This is a genomic window from Paenibacillus sp. CR_12 (assembly GCF_041953985.1).
Lineage (GTDB): Bacteria > Bacillota > Bacilli > Paenibacillales > Paenibacillaceae > Paenibacillus_AQ > Paenibacillus_AQ lautus_A.
This window is the reverse complement of sequence record NZ_JAVFHO010000006.1, coordinates 37,042-55,993: the sequence shown is the minus strand read 5'-3', so window position 1 is coordinate 55,993 and position 18,952 is coordinate 37,042. Positions and strand designations below refer to the sequence as shown.

12 protein-coding genes are annotated in these 18,952 nt (G+C 51.9%); 9 read left to right on the top strand and 3 right to left on the bottom strand.

Annotation, left to right across the window (positions count from 1 at the left end; genetic code table 11):
* The first annotated feature begins 257 nt into the window (after window positions 1–257).
* The 5 genes from RB297_RS21935 (at window position 258) to RB297_RS21915 (ending at window position 7,737) form a co-directional block, all read left to right on the top strand.
* Window positions 258–1,856, top strand: coding sequence for an S-layer homology domain-containing protein (locus RB297_RS21935; RefSeq protein ID WP_375121441.1), 1,599 nt, complete (start codon window positions 258–260; stop codon window positions 1,854–1,856).
* A 217-nt stretch (window positions 1,857–2,073) separates the two neighbouring features.
* Window positions 2,074–2,283, top strand: a complete 210-nt coding sequence (locus RB297_RS21930; RefSeq protein ID WP_009594213.1) for a hypothetical protein — start codon at window positions 2,074–2,076, stop codon at window positions 2,281–2,283.
* A 245-nt stretch (window positions 2,284–2,528) separates the two neighbouring features.
* Entirely contained in the window at window positions 2,529–3,605 is a 1,077-nt protein-coding gene (locus RB297_RS21925; protein ID WP_145039214.1) for a S1C family serine protease, read from the top strand.
* Complete coding sequence (locus RB297_RS21920; protein WP_375121440.1) at window positions 3,605–5,536, top strand: stalk domain-containing protein; 1,932 nt, start codon at window positions 3,605–3,607, stop codon at window positions 5,534–5,536. Before RB297_RS21925 ends, RB297_RS21920 begins: the two co-directional genes overlap by 1 nt.
* 245 nt (window positions 5,537–5,781) lie before the next feature.
* The gene (locus RB297_RS21915) at window positions 5,782–7,737 is read left to right on the top strand and encodes a GTP-binding protein (protein WP_375121612.1); all 1,956 of its coding nucleotides are present in this window, start codon (window positions 5,782–5,784) and stop codon (window positions 7,735–7,737) included.
* Between the two features lie 220 nt (window positions 7,738–7,957).
* On the opposite strand, the gene RB297_RS21910 is transcribed toward RB297_RS21915, so the two are convergent.
* Window positions 7,958–9,166, bottom strand: coding sequence for an MFS transporter (locus RB297_RS21910; protein ID WP_090909955.1), 1,209 nt, complete (start codon window positions 9,164–9,166; stop codon window positions 7,958–7,960).
* 509 nt (window positions 9,167–9,675) lie between these two features.
* Between RB297_RS21910 and RB297_RS21905 the strand changes: the two genes are divergently transcribed.
* Both RB297_RS21905 and RB297_RS21900 read left to right on the top strand, forming a co-directional pair.
* Entirely contained in the window at window positions 9,676–10,773 is a 1,098-nt protein-coding gene (locus RB297_RS21905) for a DNA alkylation repair protein (RefSeq protein ID WP_375121439.1), read from the top strand.
* Between the two features lie 643 nt (window positions 10,774–11,416).
* Entirely contained in the window at window positions 11,417–13,930 is a 2,514-nt protein-coding gene (locus RB297_RS21900) for a U32 family peptidase (protein ID WP_090909957.1), read from the top strand.
* Window positions 13,931–13,986: 56 nt separating this feature from the next.
* Here the strand turns inward: RB297_RS21900 and RB297_RS21895 are convergent, their stop codons facing one another.
* Entirely contained in the window at window positions 13,987–15,033 is a 1,047-nt protein-coding gene (locus tag RB297_RS21895; protein ID WP_375121438.1) for an acyltransferase family protein, read from the bottom strand.
* 75 nt (window positions 15,034–15,108) lie between these two features.
* Here RB297_RS21895 and RB297_RS21890 point away from each other — a divergent pair, with 75 nt between their 5' ends.
* Window positions 15,109–15,540 (top strand): hypothetical protein, encoded by a 432-nt coding sequence (locus tag RB297_RS21890; protein ID WP_375121437.1) that lies wholly within the window; start codon window positions 15,109–15,111, stop codon window positions 15,538–15,540.
* Window positions 15,537–16,409, top strand: a complete 873-nt coding sequence (galU, locus tag RB297_RS21885) for a UTP--glucose-1-phosphate uridylyltransferase GalU (RefSeq protein ID WP_375121436.1) — start codon at window positions 15,537–15,539, stop codon at window positions 16,407–16,409. Before RB297_RS21890 ends, galU begins: the two co-directional genes overlap by 4 nt.
* Window positions 16,410–16,486: 77 nt before the next feature.
* On the opposite strand, the gene RB297_RS21880 is transcribed toward galU, so the two are convergent.
* Window positions 16,487–18,946: an O-antigen ligase family protein gene (locus RB297_RS21880; RefSeq protein WP_375121435.1), complete on the bottom strand. Its 2,460-nt coding sequence runs from the start codon at window positions 18,944–18,946 to the stop codon at window positions 16,487–16,489.
* Window positions 18,947–18,952: the final 6 nt, after the last annotated feature.

Here is an 18,952-nt window from a genome sequence, read left to right as displayed (position 1 = left end):
CTCAATGCCGGCATCGATAAGAAAATGAGAGGAGTCCCTGGTGGAATTGCCAGGGGCTCTTTTTTTGTGATGGTCGACAGCCATCCGAGCATGCCCCGGACCACGAACCGTGCGAGCAGGGAGCGGCGAGCAAGTCATTTAGAGAAAACTTCAAGGAATGCACTTATGTCCGGCGTTATTTTCATGCTATCCTCCAATATCTTCGTATTCCAAGATATGGTATGATCTTGGTGATTTCGTTAAAACGGAGGGATTGTATGAAGAGGATCACCTGTTCCATTCTGATCGTTTTGGCAGCAAGTGCTTTATACATAAACTCAACCGACGGCGTACAGGCAGAGGTAGGGGGACCCGTTACGGATCGCGTGCAGGCAGAGATGGGGGTATCCGTTTCGGGTGTGAAACACTTCGATGCACAGGAAGCCCTTACCCGATTAAATAAAGGGTTCCTTCCCCTAGACGGGCAGGGGGAGTCTAGCTCGACAGAGGCTATAAGCCGGCAGGATTTTGTCATATTCATCGTCCATACGTTAAACCTGGATGCAGATAGTCCTCCGGAAGTCATTACCTTTAAGGATGTGCCTAAGGATCATTATGCCTTCACCGCGATCGAAGCTGCGGTTCAGGAAGGGCTGGTCAAAGGGGTCGGCAACGGGAGATTCGGGCTTGGATTGCCGCTGACGCGTCAGGATATGGCTATGCTGTATCAAAGAGCTCTGCGAGGGATATCCGATAAGATCGGATCCGGCGCGGAACCTTCACAGCAGAATTTAGAGGAGGGATCCTCCAGCAATGATGCCGAGGAAGCTGTGGCACTGGCCTTGGAATTAGGACTGTTTCGGGTATCCGGCATTGACGGTTTGAACCCCAGGGGTACCGTCACTCGGAAAGAAGCTGTCTGGGCTACAGCCAAATGGCTGGAATCCGTGGAGTCAATCGATTTGAACGCTGCCGTGAGCGAAACGGAAACACCGCCGCCGAATAGCCCTCTTCCTGTCATTCATGGCGTCGTTGCTACTTCATCGGGATCAACCTCGGCAACTCCTGTTCATTCCGGACCAACGCAAGCTCCGACAGAGACGGGACCTTCAGCTACCGTATCGGAGGCTTTGCCGACAACGGCACCATCAGCTCCGAATGATCTGAGGTTCCACCATTTGAAGGGGCAGGCTCAATTAACCTGGACGCATCAGCAGGGCGTGACCTACAATATCTATTCCAGCGGACAATCGGGAGCGGGGTATGCCTTATTGGCTGAGGGATCGAATGTGGACGCAGGTTCTTATGCCATTACGGATGTACGTTTTCAAGGGCCCTCTTACTACGTGATCGAGGCTGTGAACAGCTTCGGCAAGAGCGGTTACTCTAACGAAGTTTCGAGCCGCCCGAATAAAGTGTCGGGCCTTCAGGCCATCCTAAATGAGGAAGATGAATCCATTGCTTTAACCTGGTCAGATGCACAGGAAGGCGTAACCTATCATGTATACTACACAGGACCTGACGGAACGGGGGCACGTTTGAACGATGAACCGTTAGAGAGCCCGGCCTATCTCATTCCGAATCTCCATATGCTGGCAGGTCTGCCCGGCCGGTATACGATCCATGTGGTCGCCGTGAACGAATGGCATATCCGCAGCGAACCGTCCAACGAGGTAACTTTGGATGTCAGAAAGGACCCCGTGGATCGGATCACGATCATGGATCCTTCCGTGGCTTTGCCAAGCGAGGATTTGGCGGAGGAGACGGTAACCGAGCAGGAGTCGGCTCCAGAGGAACAAAAGGATCAGGAGGATCAGGAGGATCAGGAGGAGTATGAGGATCCCATTCTCGATCCCACCCGGGTACCTCTTGGATAACGGAACAACCTGTGTTAGGCTCCATTTCGTTAGCTTGATCTAGTCCCTGCCATGATGAAAGTCATGCTAATGTCTGACAATTTGGTTAAAAATGAGAAATTTCTATGACTTTTTTTCATTTTTCGGGGCGGAGGGCTTGCATCTGGACGGGCACATGGATAACATAGAAGAAGATATGTAAATTTGCCCGAGAAGAAACCCACGAGGAGGTACGTTCATGATCCTTGCAGCAGCATCGGATGCGACCGCGACATTTAAGACATTTGATATTTTCATGATTTTGTTTACGATTCTGATCTTTGTTGGCGTGGTTCGCCTGTTGATGGCCCGTCAAAAAAATAAATTCGCAATCGCTTTCGGTCTCGTCAGCTTATTTGTGTTCTTGTATTCTGACTATGCCATGATTACAGGATGGTTTAACAATTAGGTTGGCGTGATGCACGCTATTAAAGCGGCTTCATGACGAATGGAATGAAATACATACAAACAAGACGCCCTTCTGCTACCCTGCAGCGTGAAGGCGTCTTTTTGTTTCTTCGAGGGCAAGTTACACGATCCGCAGGAAAAACGTAAAAGAAATAGGTCTATCAGCAATGGTTACAAATGGAAAAACATGATAAATTGAGGAGTACAAGTTGGGTAGAGGATGGAACCGGGGGAGGAACATACCAATTGAAAAACGTACAATGGCAAAAAAGATCCGCGGCCATGCTGCTGGGGACCGTCATTTTGGCAGGAAGCAGCGGCATGCTCACACAGGCAGAGGTTGCGGATGCAGCAAGCGCGAAGCCTAAGAATACATATGAGCAAAACGAGGTGCCTCAAGTCATCAGCCGGATGTCGCCGTCGGTGGTCGGCATTATCGGGAAGGCCGCTCAAGGAAGCGGCGAAGTGGACGACAGATACAACCTGGCGCATGGCACAGGAGTCATCTGGAAGTCGGACGGCTGGATCGTGACGAACGCCCATGTGGTGGACGGGCTTACCGGAATCACGGTCGTGACCGCAGACGGCAAATCCTATAAAGCCAAGGGCGTATACAGCGATCCCAAGAGCGATATTGCATTGGTCAAAATCAATGCCAAGTCCCTGAAGCCGGCCAAATTTGCGGCAACAGCGCAGCATGCGCTAGTCGGGGAAACGGTTGTTGCCATTGGCACGCCGATCTCGTTCTCGCTGCGAAACTCGGCCTCGGTGGGCGTGGTTAGCGGGCTAAACCGGAGCGTAGACGGCTCTTATCGCCTGATTCAAACCGACACCGCCATTAACCCGGGCAACAGCGGGGGCCCGCTCGTCAACTTGAAGGGCGAGGTCATCGGGATCAACAGCAAGAAGTTCGCCGCCGTCGGCATTGAAAACATGGGCTTCTCCATACCTGCGGAAACGGTCCGCTACGTTGTGGGGCATTTATTGGAATACGGCGAGGTGATTAGAGCCGGACTCGGATTGGAGCTGGAAGAGAGCTGGTCCGCCATCGTGGGTCTCCCTTCGGACGATCCGTTGACCGTTACGAAGGTGTTGTCCGAGCAGGCCAAGCAGGCCGGCATTCAAGAAAATGACGTATTATATGCGATTAACGGCAAGCGTATTTATTCCGTTGTTGATATCAACGAACGGTTAAAGCCCTATATTCCCGGTCAGCAGGTTCAGCTGCTGATGCAGCGGGATGGGGATATCGTGAACGTAAAACTGACGCTCAGCCAGGACGGTAACGGAGCTGCTTCGTCAAGCGTTGGGGAGGCCGAGTAATGGACAAGAGAGAAAGAACGAAAACTAGCCGTCGCCTGCGGCAGGTGACAGCCGGAACCTTATCGGCGCTGATGTTATTTACGACGTTGTCTCTTCCCGCATGGGGAGATGAAGCGGTTGTGCCGGAGAAGCGTATACTGACCGTGCAAAACGGCAGCAGCACAGCTTCGGTCAATGGCACTTCCTACACGATTGCCAAGCCGCAGCTGAAGCATGGCGTATTGATGGTACCGCTGGGCGTATTCAAGAAAGCGTTTGGCAGCGAGATCAGGCTGGAGGGCGAGAACCGGATACGGCTGCTGCAAGGGCCGCATACGGTCGTGCTCGTCATGGACAACAAGACGGCATGGATCGACGGGAAAAAGGTGCAGCTGCCGGTGGAACCGACCATGGTGTCCGGTACGCTGATGGTGCCGCTGCGCCCGGTTGCGGCGGGAATCGGCGCCAAGGTAAGCTCCTCCCAGGGCAAGCTGGCCATCAGCCTCATGGTCACGGATAAGGAAGAGAAGCAGGACGAGGGCGAAATCAACAACACGACCGGGAAGACCAGAATCGGGAACAGCTATTATGAATGGAGTTTGAATTATCCCTCCTGGATGATGGTTGGAAGAGGCACGGACGATGAGAGCGGTTCGGCTTTCAATGATGCTACGGGCCGCTATTACCTGGAGGTGCACGCATCCTCCCACAAGGTGAAGCTGAGTCCCGATGATCTGCTGGAACGGCTCCTGAAGGAAGTGGGCGACTCCGGAGACGTTGTGCTGCACCAAGAGACGGTCACAAGCGCAGCGGTTCCGTATGCCAGAGTGGTCTCCCGCGATGTCGACGGCGTCTTGTGGGAAGGTCGGCAGTACTATGCCAACGACCGCGTTTATGAACTGTATTTTGCCGATGCCGAAGCGGTTCACTATAAAGATATGGACCAACACGCAGGCTTGCTGGGCTCTTTCCGAACGGCCTATCGGGCAGGAGACAAATCGGTAAAAGACGTATCCTCCATCGTGGATGGGTTCCGCGAAGCAGGAAACGAAGAATACGGTATATGGTTCGGCATTCCGGCAGGCTGGGAAATCAACAACAAGGATATGTTATACGGCAGCGAAGGAGAGGGCTATCTGTCCGTCTCGGTGACATCCGCTCCGACGGGGGCCGATGGTACCCTCGCCGCTTGGGGGCAGCGCCTTAAAGACTGGCTGGCCGAATCCTTTGTCGAGGAATCGTACGAATACGTCGGACTTACGCCTGTGGAGATTTCCGGCGTCAAAGGGCAGATTCAAGAGGTTCGGTACAACTTCGGGAATAAATGGATAACGGAATATGAGGTGATGGTCCAGAAGAACGGCTACCGCTATTATCTGGAGTATGCGATACCGGATGGGCAGGAACGGACGGCTTCCAACTGGAAAAAGGTTCTCGAATCAATCGAGATCGATTACGATGTGGTACCGGCAAATTTCGGCCGCATCGGCGAAGAGGGCTACCTGACCGATAAAACCAAGATGAGAAGCAAAAGCTCCGAGACGTACCGCTATCATATCGATATTCCGAGGTACTGGGAGCCGCTGAACGATCAGTTCGAGCAGGGAATCGTGGAGTATGGCTTTGCCGGGGGCGGCTTTGAAATTACCGCCCAAAAGGATACAACAGCTGAAGTCATCGTCAGCAATCTGAAACGGTATTATAACGAAGCCAGCGCGGCTTCGTCGGTGAAATTGCTGGGCGTCGATAAGATCACGTTTGCCGGCGTGCCTGCCGTGTCGTTCAAGGTGCATCAGGTGAAGAACGGCGTTGGTTATACGACCGAGGAAATCGTCTTTGAAAGCGGGGATATCGCGTACACGATCATGACAACGCTGAATGATGCCAATGCAACGGAAGTGCAGCAAGCGGCGCTGGCGCGTACGCTCGCCTCGTTTGAGCTCGTGAAATAACCCGCAGAATGGAATTATGAACTCACATCATATGGAATAAAGCGAATGTTTGATAACACCGATAGCTGTCCTGCTGCACTCATGGTGCGGATGGGCAGCTATTTTGGTTTAGGCAGCGGAATGACGGGCCCTCATCCGAATAATGTAGAACATATGTGCCGATCAGGGAGCCTGATATGTTAAAATTAAAAAGTGAGAGCAAATGGATCATTCATGAAACCGGCTTGCAGAAGAGGGATAAGCGGATGAAAAAAACGATAGGCATGTTCGCCCACGTGGATGCGGGCAAGACCACGCTGGCGGAGCAGTTGTTATATACGACCCATACGATTCAGGAGCGCGGCCGGGTGGATCACCAGAGCGCATATCTTGATCGTCATGACATTGAAAAAGAACGGGGCATTACCGTATTTGCCGATCAGGCCACCATGCATTTTAACGGTTCCACGTATTATTTAATCGATACGCCGGGTCACGTCGACTTCTCGCCGGAAATGGAGCGGGCCATACAAGTCATGGATGCCGCCGTTGTCGTCATCAGCGCCGTGGAAGGTGTCGAGGGGCATACGGAGACGGTATGGCAGTTACTGCGGAAGCATGACGTGCCGACGTTCCTGTTTATCAATAAAATCGACCGGGTAGGCGCAGACGTGCCGCGCGTGCTGGCGGAGATTCGCAGCGAGCTTGCCGAAGACGTTTGTTTGGTCACCGAGGAGGATGTGCTGCAGGAAGGCCTGATGCAGTCTTCGCTCATTGAGTTTATTGCGGAGCGGGACGAGAAGCTGCTGGAGCTCTATATGGAAGAGGGATATGAGGATTCGCGTTGGCTGGATGCAATGATAGCAATGGTACGGAAGGGGGAGCTGTTTCCGTGCTTCAGCGGATCCGCCCTGCAGAACGTGGGCGTAACCCATTTCATGCATCAGTTGGATCTGCTGACGGTAACGGATTACGATCCCGAGGCGGCATTTGCCGGGAGGGCTTATAAGATTCGCCATGATGAACAGGGCGCCCGGCTGACCTATATCAAAGCCACTGGCGGCACGCTGCAGGTGCGGGATGAAATCACGTATGTCTCCGGAACGGAGACGATCACGGAGAAGGTGACGCATATCCGCTTGATCAATGGGGGGCGGGCAACCCCTGTCGACCGTGTGCATGCGGGCGACCTGTTTGCGGTTACCGGCATTTCCGCTGCTGCGGCAGGAGTCGGGATGGGGGCTCTTAGTGGCCGGACGGTGTACGAGCTGGTGCCGACGCTGAAGTCCAAGGTGCAATTCGAGTCCTCGATTCATCCCAAGGATATGCTGCGCTGCTTCCGGCTGCTGGATGCGGAGGATCCTTCCCTGTCCGTGCAGTGGGACGAGCCGGCACAGGCGATTCATATTCATGTGATGGGCATCATTCAGCTTGAAGTGCTGGAACGAATCGTGTTTGAGCGGTTCGGTTACCGCATTGCGTTTGGCGAGCCGGAGATTTTATATAAAGAGACCATAACGGAGGCTGTTGTGGGAAGCGGCCATTTTGAACCGCTGAAGCATTACGCGGAGGTGCACCTCCGGCTGGAGCCGGGAGAGCGGAACAGCGGCATCGTGTTTGCCAATGCGTGCCATCCGGATCTGCTGCCGGTTAATTATCAGCATCTGGTTGCCCAGCATGTTGGCGAGAGGGATCATCACGGGCTGCTTACAGGTTCGCCGGTCACTGATATGAAAATTACCCTGCTGAAGGGACGGGCGCACAACAAGCATACGCATGGCGGCGATTTCAGGGAAGCCACGTATCGCGCTTTGCGACAGGGGCTGGAGAAAACAACCAGTCTGCTGTTGGAGCCATACTATCATTTCAAGGTAAAGGTGGATGCCGAGTTTATCGGACGGTTAATGTCGGATTTGACCCAGGCCAAAGCAAGCTTCGATCCTCCGGAAACGGTGGGAGACAAGGTGACGGTGACGGGATCGGCACCCGTATCCACCATGATGAAATATGGAATGGAATTAGCGGCGTACACCAAAGGAAGAGGAACGATATCGCTGGTATACGGCGGATATGACCGGTGCCATAACGAGGCAGAGGTCATTGAACGCAAAGGATACGACAAGAACGCAGACCCGGAATACAGCTCCTCTTCGATATTCTGCGCCAAGGGCAGCGGTTATGCGGTGCCTTGGGATGAAGCGGATCGTCTCATGCATGTGTGAAGCGGTGGAAGAGACTAAGTGGTTAGGCAAGAGGTTCGCGGTTGTAAGGGAGACGAGGGATTCAATAAAGTGTGATTGAAGATAGCTGTGGGATTCGTGTATGTACATGCTGGTTCATGAAAAAGAGCTTCTCGGAAAGAACGTGGGAGAGGGTTTATTGATATCCGTAATGAGTTGCGCACGCGTCATCAAACTTAACGCGTGCGCATACGGAAGGTATTTATGAAGAGAGGGAGCCTTTTTCTACAGGCTGCCCGCGCGACGGCCGCATCGTCCAATACGTAATGGCGGTCGTAATCAGCATTAAGACGCCTGTCATTAAGAATACCGAGTGAATGTTAAAGATGCCGCTGATCATGCCGCCCGCGAGCGGCCCGGCCATTCCGCCGATTTGGTTGGCGGTTTGGTTGAGGCTGAACGCGCGCCCGCGGAATTCGCTAGGCGTATGTTTGACCACAAGGCCGTTGAGTGCCGGGAACACGGCACAAAAGAACGCGCCGTAAGCAAAGCGGATGGCCGAGAATGCCCAAATGTTGCTGAACAGGATCTGGGCGAGCGATCCGATTCCGCTGGCGAGCAGGCCGATCAGCAGCACCTTTTGGAACCCGATTTTATCGGCCAGGCGTCCCCAGCGGGCCGCAAACAGGATGCTGGCGATCCCGACGATGGAGAACACAAAGCCGGCAATCATCGAGGTATGCGATGAAGAGCCGCCGATCTGAGCGATATACAGCGGCAGTACGGGCTCGATCGTCATGACGGAGAACTGCGTCAGTACCGTAAGCATGAGCACGGTCATCAGCGCCTTGTTGTGTCCGGCGACCTTAAACGTGTTCATGACGGAGACGCGCTCTTTGCTGGGTACGAATTTCTCTTCTTTGACCCAGAATATGACGAGCAGCGTGGCTGCGAAGCACAGCATCCCTGCCAATCCGAATGCCATCCGGTTGCTGAACAGGGAAGCCAGGGTGCCTCCGATCATCGGGCCCATGATGCCGCCGGTTGCGGTGGCCGTGGACATCATGGAGAGGGCGTAGCCGACTTTTTTCTCGGGGGTATTGGTGCCTACGATCGCGATCGCGCCCGGAATAAAGCCGGAGAGCAGGCCTTGCAGCAGGCGGAGAATCAGCACTTGATACTCGTTCGTGACGAATGCCATCAGTACATAGATGACAAAGAGCACTAAGCCCGCGCGGATAATCATCGGTTTGCGTCCATATTTATCGCCGACGGCTCCCCAGAAGGGAGAGGACAAGGCGCCCGCAAAAAAAGCGGAACTGAACAGCAGTCCCGACCACAATTCCGTATGCTTGGTAACGCCGAGCTCAATCAGAAAAAGCGGGAGAAATGGTATGACCATCGAGAAGCTTGATGAAACGATAAATGAGCCGAACCATAGTATCCATAAATTCTTTTTCCAACTTTCCATGTCTTCTTCATCTCCTGATGTGCGATTTGTTGTACTCCTTCGAGCTTCGCCTCCTGTCTTTTTAAATAAGTAATGGTGTATGTATTACATGTATCAGAAATAAGAAAGTGTAAGCTTCATGGGCTTACCAGCCTTATTTTTACATGTGGATCTTTCATTGGAGTAAGTACGTCGATAAACGTACGACTTTGCGGTCTCGATTGGTGTTCTGTCCATCCATGCATCGGTAGAGGTCCCAACAGGGCAATCCGGATGCGGATAAAGCAAAACGCCCCCCCAATTTGGTAAACTGGAATCAACCAGACTACCGCACTAAAGCGAAAGGCGTGCAACTTCATCCTACACCACATGTTTTGGATTGGGAAGAGGCGGGGAATGGGGTTAGAGCGGTCGGCGGCTCATATGGGGATGAGGCGGAACCGCCGGTTTATCGCATGAATAAAGGGCTTTCAGGATTCCATGAGACGTGGATGCAAGATCGTAAAAATTATTTTTTGGGGAGATCTGATATGAGAGAAACACTGAAGGATCTATATTCGAATACGTTGTTCCAGCAAGTGACCGACCGGCTGAAGGAGGCTTATCCGGCATTCGATGCGGACCGGTTCATGAGGCTGATTCATAATGAAGCCTGGGAGCAGGAGGAGTTCAAGCAGCGCATCCGGCATATTACGCTGGCCTTAACGGACACGCTGCCTGCTTCTTACCCGGAAGCCGTCGGGATCCTGAAGCAGGTGGCTCCGCATTTCAGAGGCGTGGAATACGTGTTTTTTCCCGATTATGTCGAGTTGAACGGCATGGATGATCTGGAGACGTCGATGGAAGCTTTGGCGGTATTCACGCATTCTTCCACGGCGGAGTTTGCCGTCCGGCCTTTTATCATCCGGGACCAGGATGGGATGCTGGCCCAGATGATGGCATGGGCGCAGTCCGATGACGAGCATCTGCGCCGATTGGCGAGCGAAGGCTGCAGGCCGCGCCTGCCTTGGGCGCCGCAGCTGCCGGCCCTGATCAAGGATCCGCGTCCGGCGCTGCCGATTCTGGAGCAGCTGAAAGAGGACTCCTCCTTGTATGTTAGAAAAAGCGTCGCCAATCACTTGAACGATATCTCCAAGGATCACCCGGAGCTTGTGCTGGAGATCGCCGCCAAATGGTATGGCAAGCATCCGCTAACCGATTGGATCGTACGTCATGCGCTGCGTTCGCTGCTTCGAAAAGGGGATATCCGGGCACTGGCTATTTTCGGATACGAGGAGCTTGAGAAGCTGGAAGGACTGGAGGTGCGAGAGCTGCGCATCAAACGTTCCGTGATTACGATGGGGGACGATTTGGAGTTCGCTTTTCAGTTAGTCAACGAAACCGGCTATCCGATGGCGCTCCGCATCGATTACGAGATCGATTATATGAAGGCAAGCGGCAAGCTTGCGCCGAAACGCTATAAATGCTCGGACAAGATTTATGCGCCGGGATGCTGGAAGGTCGAGAAGAAGCAATCGTTTAAACCGATCTCCACCCGCCGCTTCTACTCCGGCGATCACCGCCTTCACATCGTCGTGAACGGCAAACGGTTGGCGAGCATGGATTTTGTGCTGGAGGGCGCGGAGTAAGAGTAGGGGCGTGGTGCAGGACGATGTACTGTACTGGCCAACCTGGGGGGCAGGTCGTGCACAGACAAACCTGTGGTGAAGAATTCCACCAGTGAGTACGGGACGATTCCGATCTAAAGTTTTGTACATCGTGTGCACTGCTCCCTGTGCGCACGGTGCGTGGTCGTTGGGGCATTCTTGGATGGCTGTCGACCGCTGAGATGTTAAGGAGAGGTTCTGACTACAGGATTTTGAAATCCCCATACGGTATCCCTGGCATAAAGGCAAGGGAAAGTAATCTACTTAGGCAGAGAAAAGAGAGTTAAGAGCAATAGTCCCGCACGGTGATCATGCGCCAGTAACAGCCACAGAGGATCATGTGAGGCAAGCTTTCCGATGGGAGGGCTTGTTTTTGTTTTGCACAAAACCGAGTGCCATGCGGATTATGGCAACACTATCAAATGTGTGGAAATCAAGTTAGCAGGTAGAAGAGAAGCCGGACTTTTGGTACACTAGATAAGTTGAAAAGCTTTCAAATGGTTTACAAACAATTGATATAGATGTCGGATGCCCTGTTCTATGAACATAGAGTATGGCAAGCAGGTTTCAATGGAAGAATAGTAGTACACAGCACGCCGGCTTAGACCGGTCTGGGAGGATATAGATGGACACGAAAGCACTACGAAGAGAAGACGTGGAGCTGCTGGCGCCGGCAGGGGATTGGGATTGCATGCGGGCCGCGGTGGCGAACGGGGCGGACGCGATCTTTTTTGGGGTCGAAAAATTTAATGCGCGCGCACGGGCGAACAATTTCCGGATGGACGAGCTGTCCGAAATTATGGCCTTTTTGCACAGTTACGGGGTTAAGGGGTTCTTGACCTTCAATATCCTGGTGTTCGAGAACGAGCTGGAGGATGCCAAGGAGCTGATCGATGCGTGCGTGGATGCCGGCGTGGACGCGGTGATCGTGCAGGATCTGGGTCTTGTGAAAATGATTCGCGAGATTTCCCCGGATTTTCCGATCCACGGCTCAACGCAGATGACGATTACGTCGCCGGAGGCCGTTGAGTTTACGAAGCCGTTTAACATGGAACGCGTCGTGCTCGGGCGCGAGAACAATCTGAAGCAAATCCAGAAGATCGGGGAGCAGGCGAAGCTGCCGATGGAAGTATTCGTGCATGGTGCGCTATGCGTATCCTACTCGGGCCAATGCCTGACTTCCGAAATGTGGGGCGGCCGGTCCGCCAACCGCGGAGAGTGCGCGCAGGCCTGCCGTCTGCCGTACGATCTGATCGTGGATGGCGAGCAGAAGCCGATGGGCGACGTTGCCTACCTGCTCTCGCCAAAAGATCTGGCCGCGATCGATCTGATGCCGGAGCTGATTGAAGCGGGCGTGACCTCGTTCAAGATCGAGGGCCGTTTGAAGAGCCCGGAATACGTGGCCAACGTCGTGAGCAAGTACCGGAAGGCGATCGACCGGTATTTTGACGGCGAGGATGCGAGACCGAGCAAGGAAGAGGTGCGCGAGCTGCAGCAGAGCTTCTCCCGCGGCTTCACCCATGGTTTCCTGGATGGAACGAATAATAAAAAGCTGGTCGAGGGCACGTTCCCGAAAAGCCGCGGCGTGTACCTCGGCCGGGTGGAGCAGATTCTGCGCGACGGGGTCGTCTGCAAGCTGGATGCGCCGCTGAAGCGCGGGGACGGTATCGTGTTTGATGCCGGCGACCCAACGAAAAAAGAAGAAGGCGGACGCGTCTACGACGTGCGCCGCAAAGGCGTCAAGCTGGAGGGCGAGGCGCAGGAAGGCTGGATCGTCGATATCGTTCCCGGCCGGAGCGACGTGGATCTGCGCAAGCTGCATGTCGGCGACCGGATCTGGAAGACCAACGATCCGGCGCTGGATAAGCGCCTCCGTCAGACGTACGAGACGGAGAAGCCGTACCGGGTATTCCCGGTACATGTGCGCGTCAGCGGCCGTCCTGGGCAGCCGCTGTCGACCTGGTGGACCGATGTGCAGAAGGGCACGACGGTCCAAGTGGATTCGGAGCTGGAACTGGAGATCGCCCAGAAGCGGCCGCTCAGCCAGGAGATCCTGGAGGAGCAGCTTGGCCGCCTGGGCGGAACGGTGTTCCAGCTTGAGGCACTTGACGTCGACCTGTACGGCGACGTCATCGTGCCGATTCGCGAGCTCAACAGCATCCGCCGCCGTGCGGTGGAGCTGCTCGCCGGCGAGCGGCCGAAGCCGCCCGTGTACGTGAAACGGGCGGTGTCGGTGTATGGCGATGCGGCTGCGCCCGCAGCGCCCGTGGCCCGCGGTGAGGCGAAGCTCACCGCGCTGTGCCGCAGCCTCCCGCAGGTTGAGGCTGCGCTTGAGGCCGGCGTCGAGATGATCTACGCCGACTTCGAGTTCATCAAGCAGTTCCCGGCAGCGGTGGAAGCCGTGCGTGCAGCCGGCAAACAGATTGCGCTGGCAACGCCGCGCATTCACATGCCGGGCGAGAACGGCTACCATAACAACATCCTGCGCCTCCAGCCGGACGCCGTGCTGGTGCGCAACACCGGTGCGCTGTATTTCTACCTGCGCCACCGGATGGAGAACCCGGGGGCCAAGCATCCCCGGTTGATCGGCGACTTCTCCCTGAACATTGCCAACCACAAGGCGGTTGACCTGTTCGTCGAAGCCGGATGCGACGCCGTCACGCCTTCCTATGACCTGAACATCCAGCAGATGGTGGATCTTCTCGGGAAGGCCGACACGTCCAAGATGGAGATCGTCATCCATCAGCATCTGCCGATGTTCCATACGGAGCATTGCGTGTACTGTACGTTCCTCAGCGAAGGGACGGACTTCACGAACTGTGGACGTCCTTGCGAAGAGAGCCGCGTATCCCTGCAGGACCGGATCGGCATGTCCCACCCGGTTCGAGTGGACGAAGGCTGCCGGAACACGGTGTACAATGCCATCGAGCAATCCGGCGCCGAGTACTTGGCCAACTTCATGGAGCTGGGCGTATCCAGCTACCGCGTAGAGTTCCTCGAGGAAACGCCGGAGCAAGTCCACGAGGTCATCGATCTCTACAACCGCGCCTTGCGCGGTGAGATCAGCGGAACCCAGGTGTGGAAGAAGCTGAAGGCGACCAACCAGCTTGGCGTTACGCGGGGGCAGCTGGTGAAGTAAGGAAGTAGCACGCGGATTGCGTATATATCGAGATAATATGAGGGAGTGGTGCCAAGTTAGGCATCACTCCTTTTTGCGTCGGCACGCTTCGTTTCTGCGCGTTCATGGCGGTGCTTGGATCGATAATGGAATAGAAACCCGACGTTCGGCTCGACGATCCAACCGAAGCCGCGTTTGATCCAGGACGAGGATAGCAGCCAGGTTATGAGGGCGCCGAGCAGAATCAGCAGCAGCTTGCCTCCCGTGGACCGGAACGCTTCGAACCAGCTAAGATGCTGCATCGTTTTGACGATGAACCCGTGAAACAAAAAGACGTACATGGTATTCACCCCGCGGTCCGTGAAAGGCGTATCCGACCTCGGAATGAGGGAGAGGACGCATAGTCCCATGATGACGGTGAAGGCGTAGGTGATCATACGGTAGAAGCCTGCATACCACGAGTCCAAGCCAAACTCCAGGTAAGGCATCGCCCCGTAGAACCAGTTAGTTGGCAGGATCGGCGATATGACGTACAGCAGGACAAATCCGGCGGAGAGCAGGATGATCGATAGCAGTTGAAATGGCCGGGCCTTGATGGCATCCAGCCATTCCCTTTTGAAAACATATCCGATGAGAAAAAAGGGCAGGAAGTACAGCGTGCGCGAAATGCTCGCGTAATAGTCGACATCGATCGAATACCCGAGCATGATGGACATCGCGAAACAGACGACAAGCGGGTATTTGAGCATCAGCAGGTACGGCAGAAGCATTTTCCACAGCATCATGCTGAACAGGAACCACAGGATCCAATTGGGGTAAAAGTACGTGAAGTCGAGCCGATCCAAGCCTTGCATGTAATAGTCGAACAGGGTATAGAGCGTCTCGAATATGAAATACGGCACGACCAGTCCCGACAGCAGGCCGACGTATTGTTTGGGGGATTGAATGCACTTGGCGAAATAACCGCCCGCAAAAATAAACAGCGGCATATGAAACGAGTAAATGAACTGATAGATCGCTCCCATCGCTGCTTCGCCGTTAAACGGCTCGATGAGATGCCCCACGACCACCAACAGGATCAGTATGAATTTGAGGTTATCGAAATAGGCGTCTCTCTCTTTCATCAGCAACCAGCTCCTTTGGCTTTTTGGTCCATCGAAGTTTCGTACTAGTATATCGGAGGGGTCTTGGTCATTTCCATGGATAAAACTGGATTGGGCTATCTGGAGTTATCGGATTTAGCTTGTGAAAATTGTGCCGGCAGCCGAAAAAAGACCGAAGGAGTCATTCTGAGTTGCTCGAAATACGACTTGAGATGGAAGAGGAATTTCGGAGGAATCAAGCGGCTGATGTCCGGCGGACCGCTGATTACCAAGGAGGATATGGCCGATGCTAATTCTAGATTCTTAATAGCACCTTCTTCGCAGACGTTTAGCAGCATGTCCTGTTCCAATAACCAATTTACCGACTGTAGTAACGTCAAACTGGGCAACGCGGCCAAAGCGGCAAAGTCACGAATCATAAGTCGTCTGATTTTGACAAAAACCGATTTTAATCGAAGGTTGGTTGGACTCATGGTACAATGGCATCAATATATTGGGAGATATACGGGAATGGAGCAGATAGGATGAACATTCGTAAAGCGATCATACCGGCTGCAGGGCTTGGCACGCGGTTCCTGCCAGCTACGAAAGCGATGCCTAAAGAAATGCTACCCATTGTGGACAAGCCGACCATACAATACATTATCGAAGAAGCGGTCGCTTCCGGTATAGAGGACATTATCATTGTAACGGGTAAGGGGAAGCGGGCGATTGAGGACCATTTTGATTCCTCCTTTGAGCTGGAACATAATTTAGCGGAGAAGGGCAAGTGGGGACTTCTCGAAGAAGTGCGTAGACCCTCCAACATGGCGGATATCCACTATATTCGGCAAAAAGAGCCCAAGGGGCTGGGCCATGCCATTTGGTGTGCACGCAAATTCATCGGGGACGAGCCGTTTGCGGTGCTCCTCGGCGACGACATCGTGGAGTCGGAAGTACCTTGCCTAAAACAGATGATGAAGGTCTACGACACCTACCAATCTGCCATTGTGGGCGTTCAGCCCGTCGATTGGAATGAAGTCGATCGTTACGGGATCGTAGATGGACTTCAGAAATCAGACCGAATCTATGAAACATCGAGACTGGTAGAGAAGCCATCCCGTGCCGAGGCGCCTTCCAACCTGGCCATCATGGGCCGCTATATTTTGCCGCCGAATATCTTCGATTTACTGGAGAATCAGGAGGTTGGAAAGAACGGAGAGATCCAGCTGACCGATGCGCTCTCCTCCTTAGCTCATCGGAGCCCCATCTACGCGTATCACTTTGAAGGGATGCGCCATGATGTCGGCGAGAAGTTAGGCTTTATCGAAACCAGCATTCATTATGCATTGCAGCGAGAAGAATTGAGAGATGATTTAATTGCTTATTTGAGTGGGGTTTTGGAGAAGGTCCAGTAAAGTAATCTAATAAGACATAACATATGAAAAAAGGACAGTTGGGTAGAGGATTTCTACCACGAACTGTCCCTTTTTAATTAGAATTGAAGATCAGCAAGCTGTTGAACATTTTGCTTTGCATTCGGATCAACTTGAGTTAATTTCCCCATAAGGGCATCATCGCTTAAGTTTTGTTTTTGCAATGCTGCCAGATACCAACGAACAATTTCCTGTTGGGTTGTTTGCGAGAGATCTTCTTGTATGCCAAGCTTAAGTGCTTCAGCTGCTTGCTCCGGCTGATTCATCATGAAGTACATTTTGCCTGCATGGAGAATCATGTCGGGCGTGTTTTTAAAAGGTTTCCCCTGACGCTGCTCTTCAGGTAATGTGGTTAAATGTTGTATACCTTCCTGAACTTCGGTGAAAACTGCAGTTGCTTGTTTGAAGTAGTTTTCCTTTGCAGCTGTATCACCAGTACCTAATGCCTTCATTCCCAGATCGTATCCCTTAGTAATGATTTGCTCGTGCCACTCGATATCCCATTTGAATTTATAGGAATTATCGATAAGTATCTTATATGCTTGCTCTGGTTGTTGATTCAACTCATAACCTTGTATCAAACGTCCCATGAGATTTTTATTGAAGGGCTCATTTTTTAATGCATTGTTTAATAAATTCACTGACACTCGATAGAAATCCTCATTCTGCGTTTGTTGATAAGCAGTCAGATATAATGAATCCAACATAAGCACTGACTCGGGACGACTTGGCCGTATACTTAAATCTTTATCAAGAGGTGTTTTGATTTCTTCGAATGACCGGCTTGATTGCGCAGTGACAAGAGCCTTTTGAGCATAACCCGCTGCTTGAACATAGCGAACAGAAGTAATAAGTATGATGACCGTACAAAGCCCAATGGCAACACTATATACACTCTTAGCGGTGGAATCCTTAATACTCCATTTAATCAAAGGTTTGCTGTCCATCACAGCGGCCATACCACCAAGGCCCAGAAATACAAGAACGCCCATAAATACATAACTCATATTGAAATCCAGAATACTGTGCATCAGAATGGAAAGCACGATAATGAGATAGAAAAAATGATTATTCCGGCCTTCTTCATTGTCTTTGATATAACCTAGGACATATTTGTAAAAAATAAATAATATAAAGGACATGAATATGAGGAACCCTAATATACCAACCTCAATCAGATATTGTAAGAAAAAGGTATGTGCTTGAAGACTGGTGTAGGGGTTATTCTGATACTGCTGGTAAAGTGATGCCCATGCACCGCCACCTGCCCCTATAAAGGGATAGTCTGCAAGAACCTTCATAGAATCTTTATAAAAAGTTATGCGTTCCAGAACACTGTGCTGATTGAAATTAATATTCTCTAGTCTAATACTAACGTTCTCAGGGAGCAACTTTTTAAGGTTAGTTCCAATCAATAACAGAATCGCTAGTCCTCCGAGAACGATGGAGCCAAGTGGAATCCATAAGTTAGAACCTTTTCTTGCGGACAGACTATTAGAAACTCCTTCTAGTTTAGGAACAATGATACGTTGAATTATTAACACTAGTAAACCAACTACAACGGAAGTTCCAATCAGTATCACCCAACCTCTAATGGCATCACTACCGCTAAAAGTTTTATTTAAATCAAGTCCTAGCTCAGTAACGGATTTGGAAATGAGAAGGGACGCTAAGCCTGATATTCCGCAGTATAGAATCCATAGCAGTTGTTTGACTGGTTTTAAGAATAGAAGCAACAGAATAAACACGACAGGGAGCATAACAAGTCCGCCCCTGGATAAAGTTAGAAGTAATGATACAATGATGGGAACTAGCATAAAACCGTGGAAAAACTGTCCGTACCATTTTCGTGAAATCGTGACGAAAAATACTGCAGCGAACAAAAAAGCCATTAGAAAAGCAGCATAGGTATTAGCATACTGAAATACAGAAGTCAGTCGTAGACCGTTGGAATCTGTCATGACGGCATTTGTGTATATACCGTTATAAACGGTATTAGAAAACCACTTCGCTACAGCACCCGCAGCTTTTCCTTGTCCAAACCAATGAAGCAAACCAAATCCAACAATTGAATAAGCGACTGCCATAAATGTGATTTGAATGATACGGTTACCCAAATCATCACGAATTAAATATAAGCCGATGATGAACATGATAGCATAAATACAATTAATAATTACCATATTCATGGCTAAATGTAATGAGGCTGCACTAATAAGTGAGATTATGTACGTTAAGGGGAGTAGAATAACGCCAACAGCAAGCCAGTCTCTCTGATCTCTTAGTTGGATGCTTTTATAGAATTGTGCTATCCAAACCAACATGAGAAGACATGCTAATAAAGCAGTCCAAAAGATCGGTTTTTCAAATTGCAGTTGTTGCCCATTAAATAGTGCAGTCTGAAAAGGTGTCCAGACTAAAAACAGAATGATTCCAGTGATTAACAACCAATATAAAGCCGGTTTTGTCGTGGCTTTACCAGATTCGGCTTTACTTTTCCCGTAGACGAATTTCGACAACTTGGT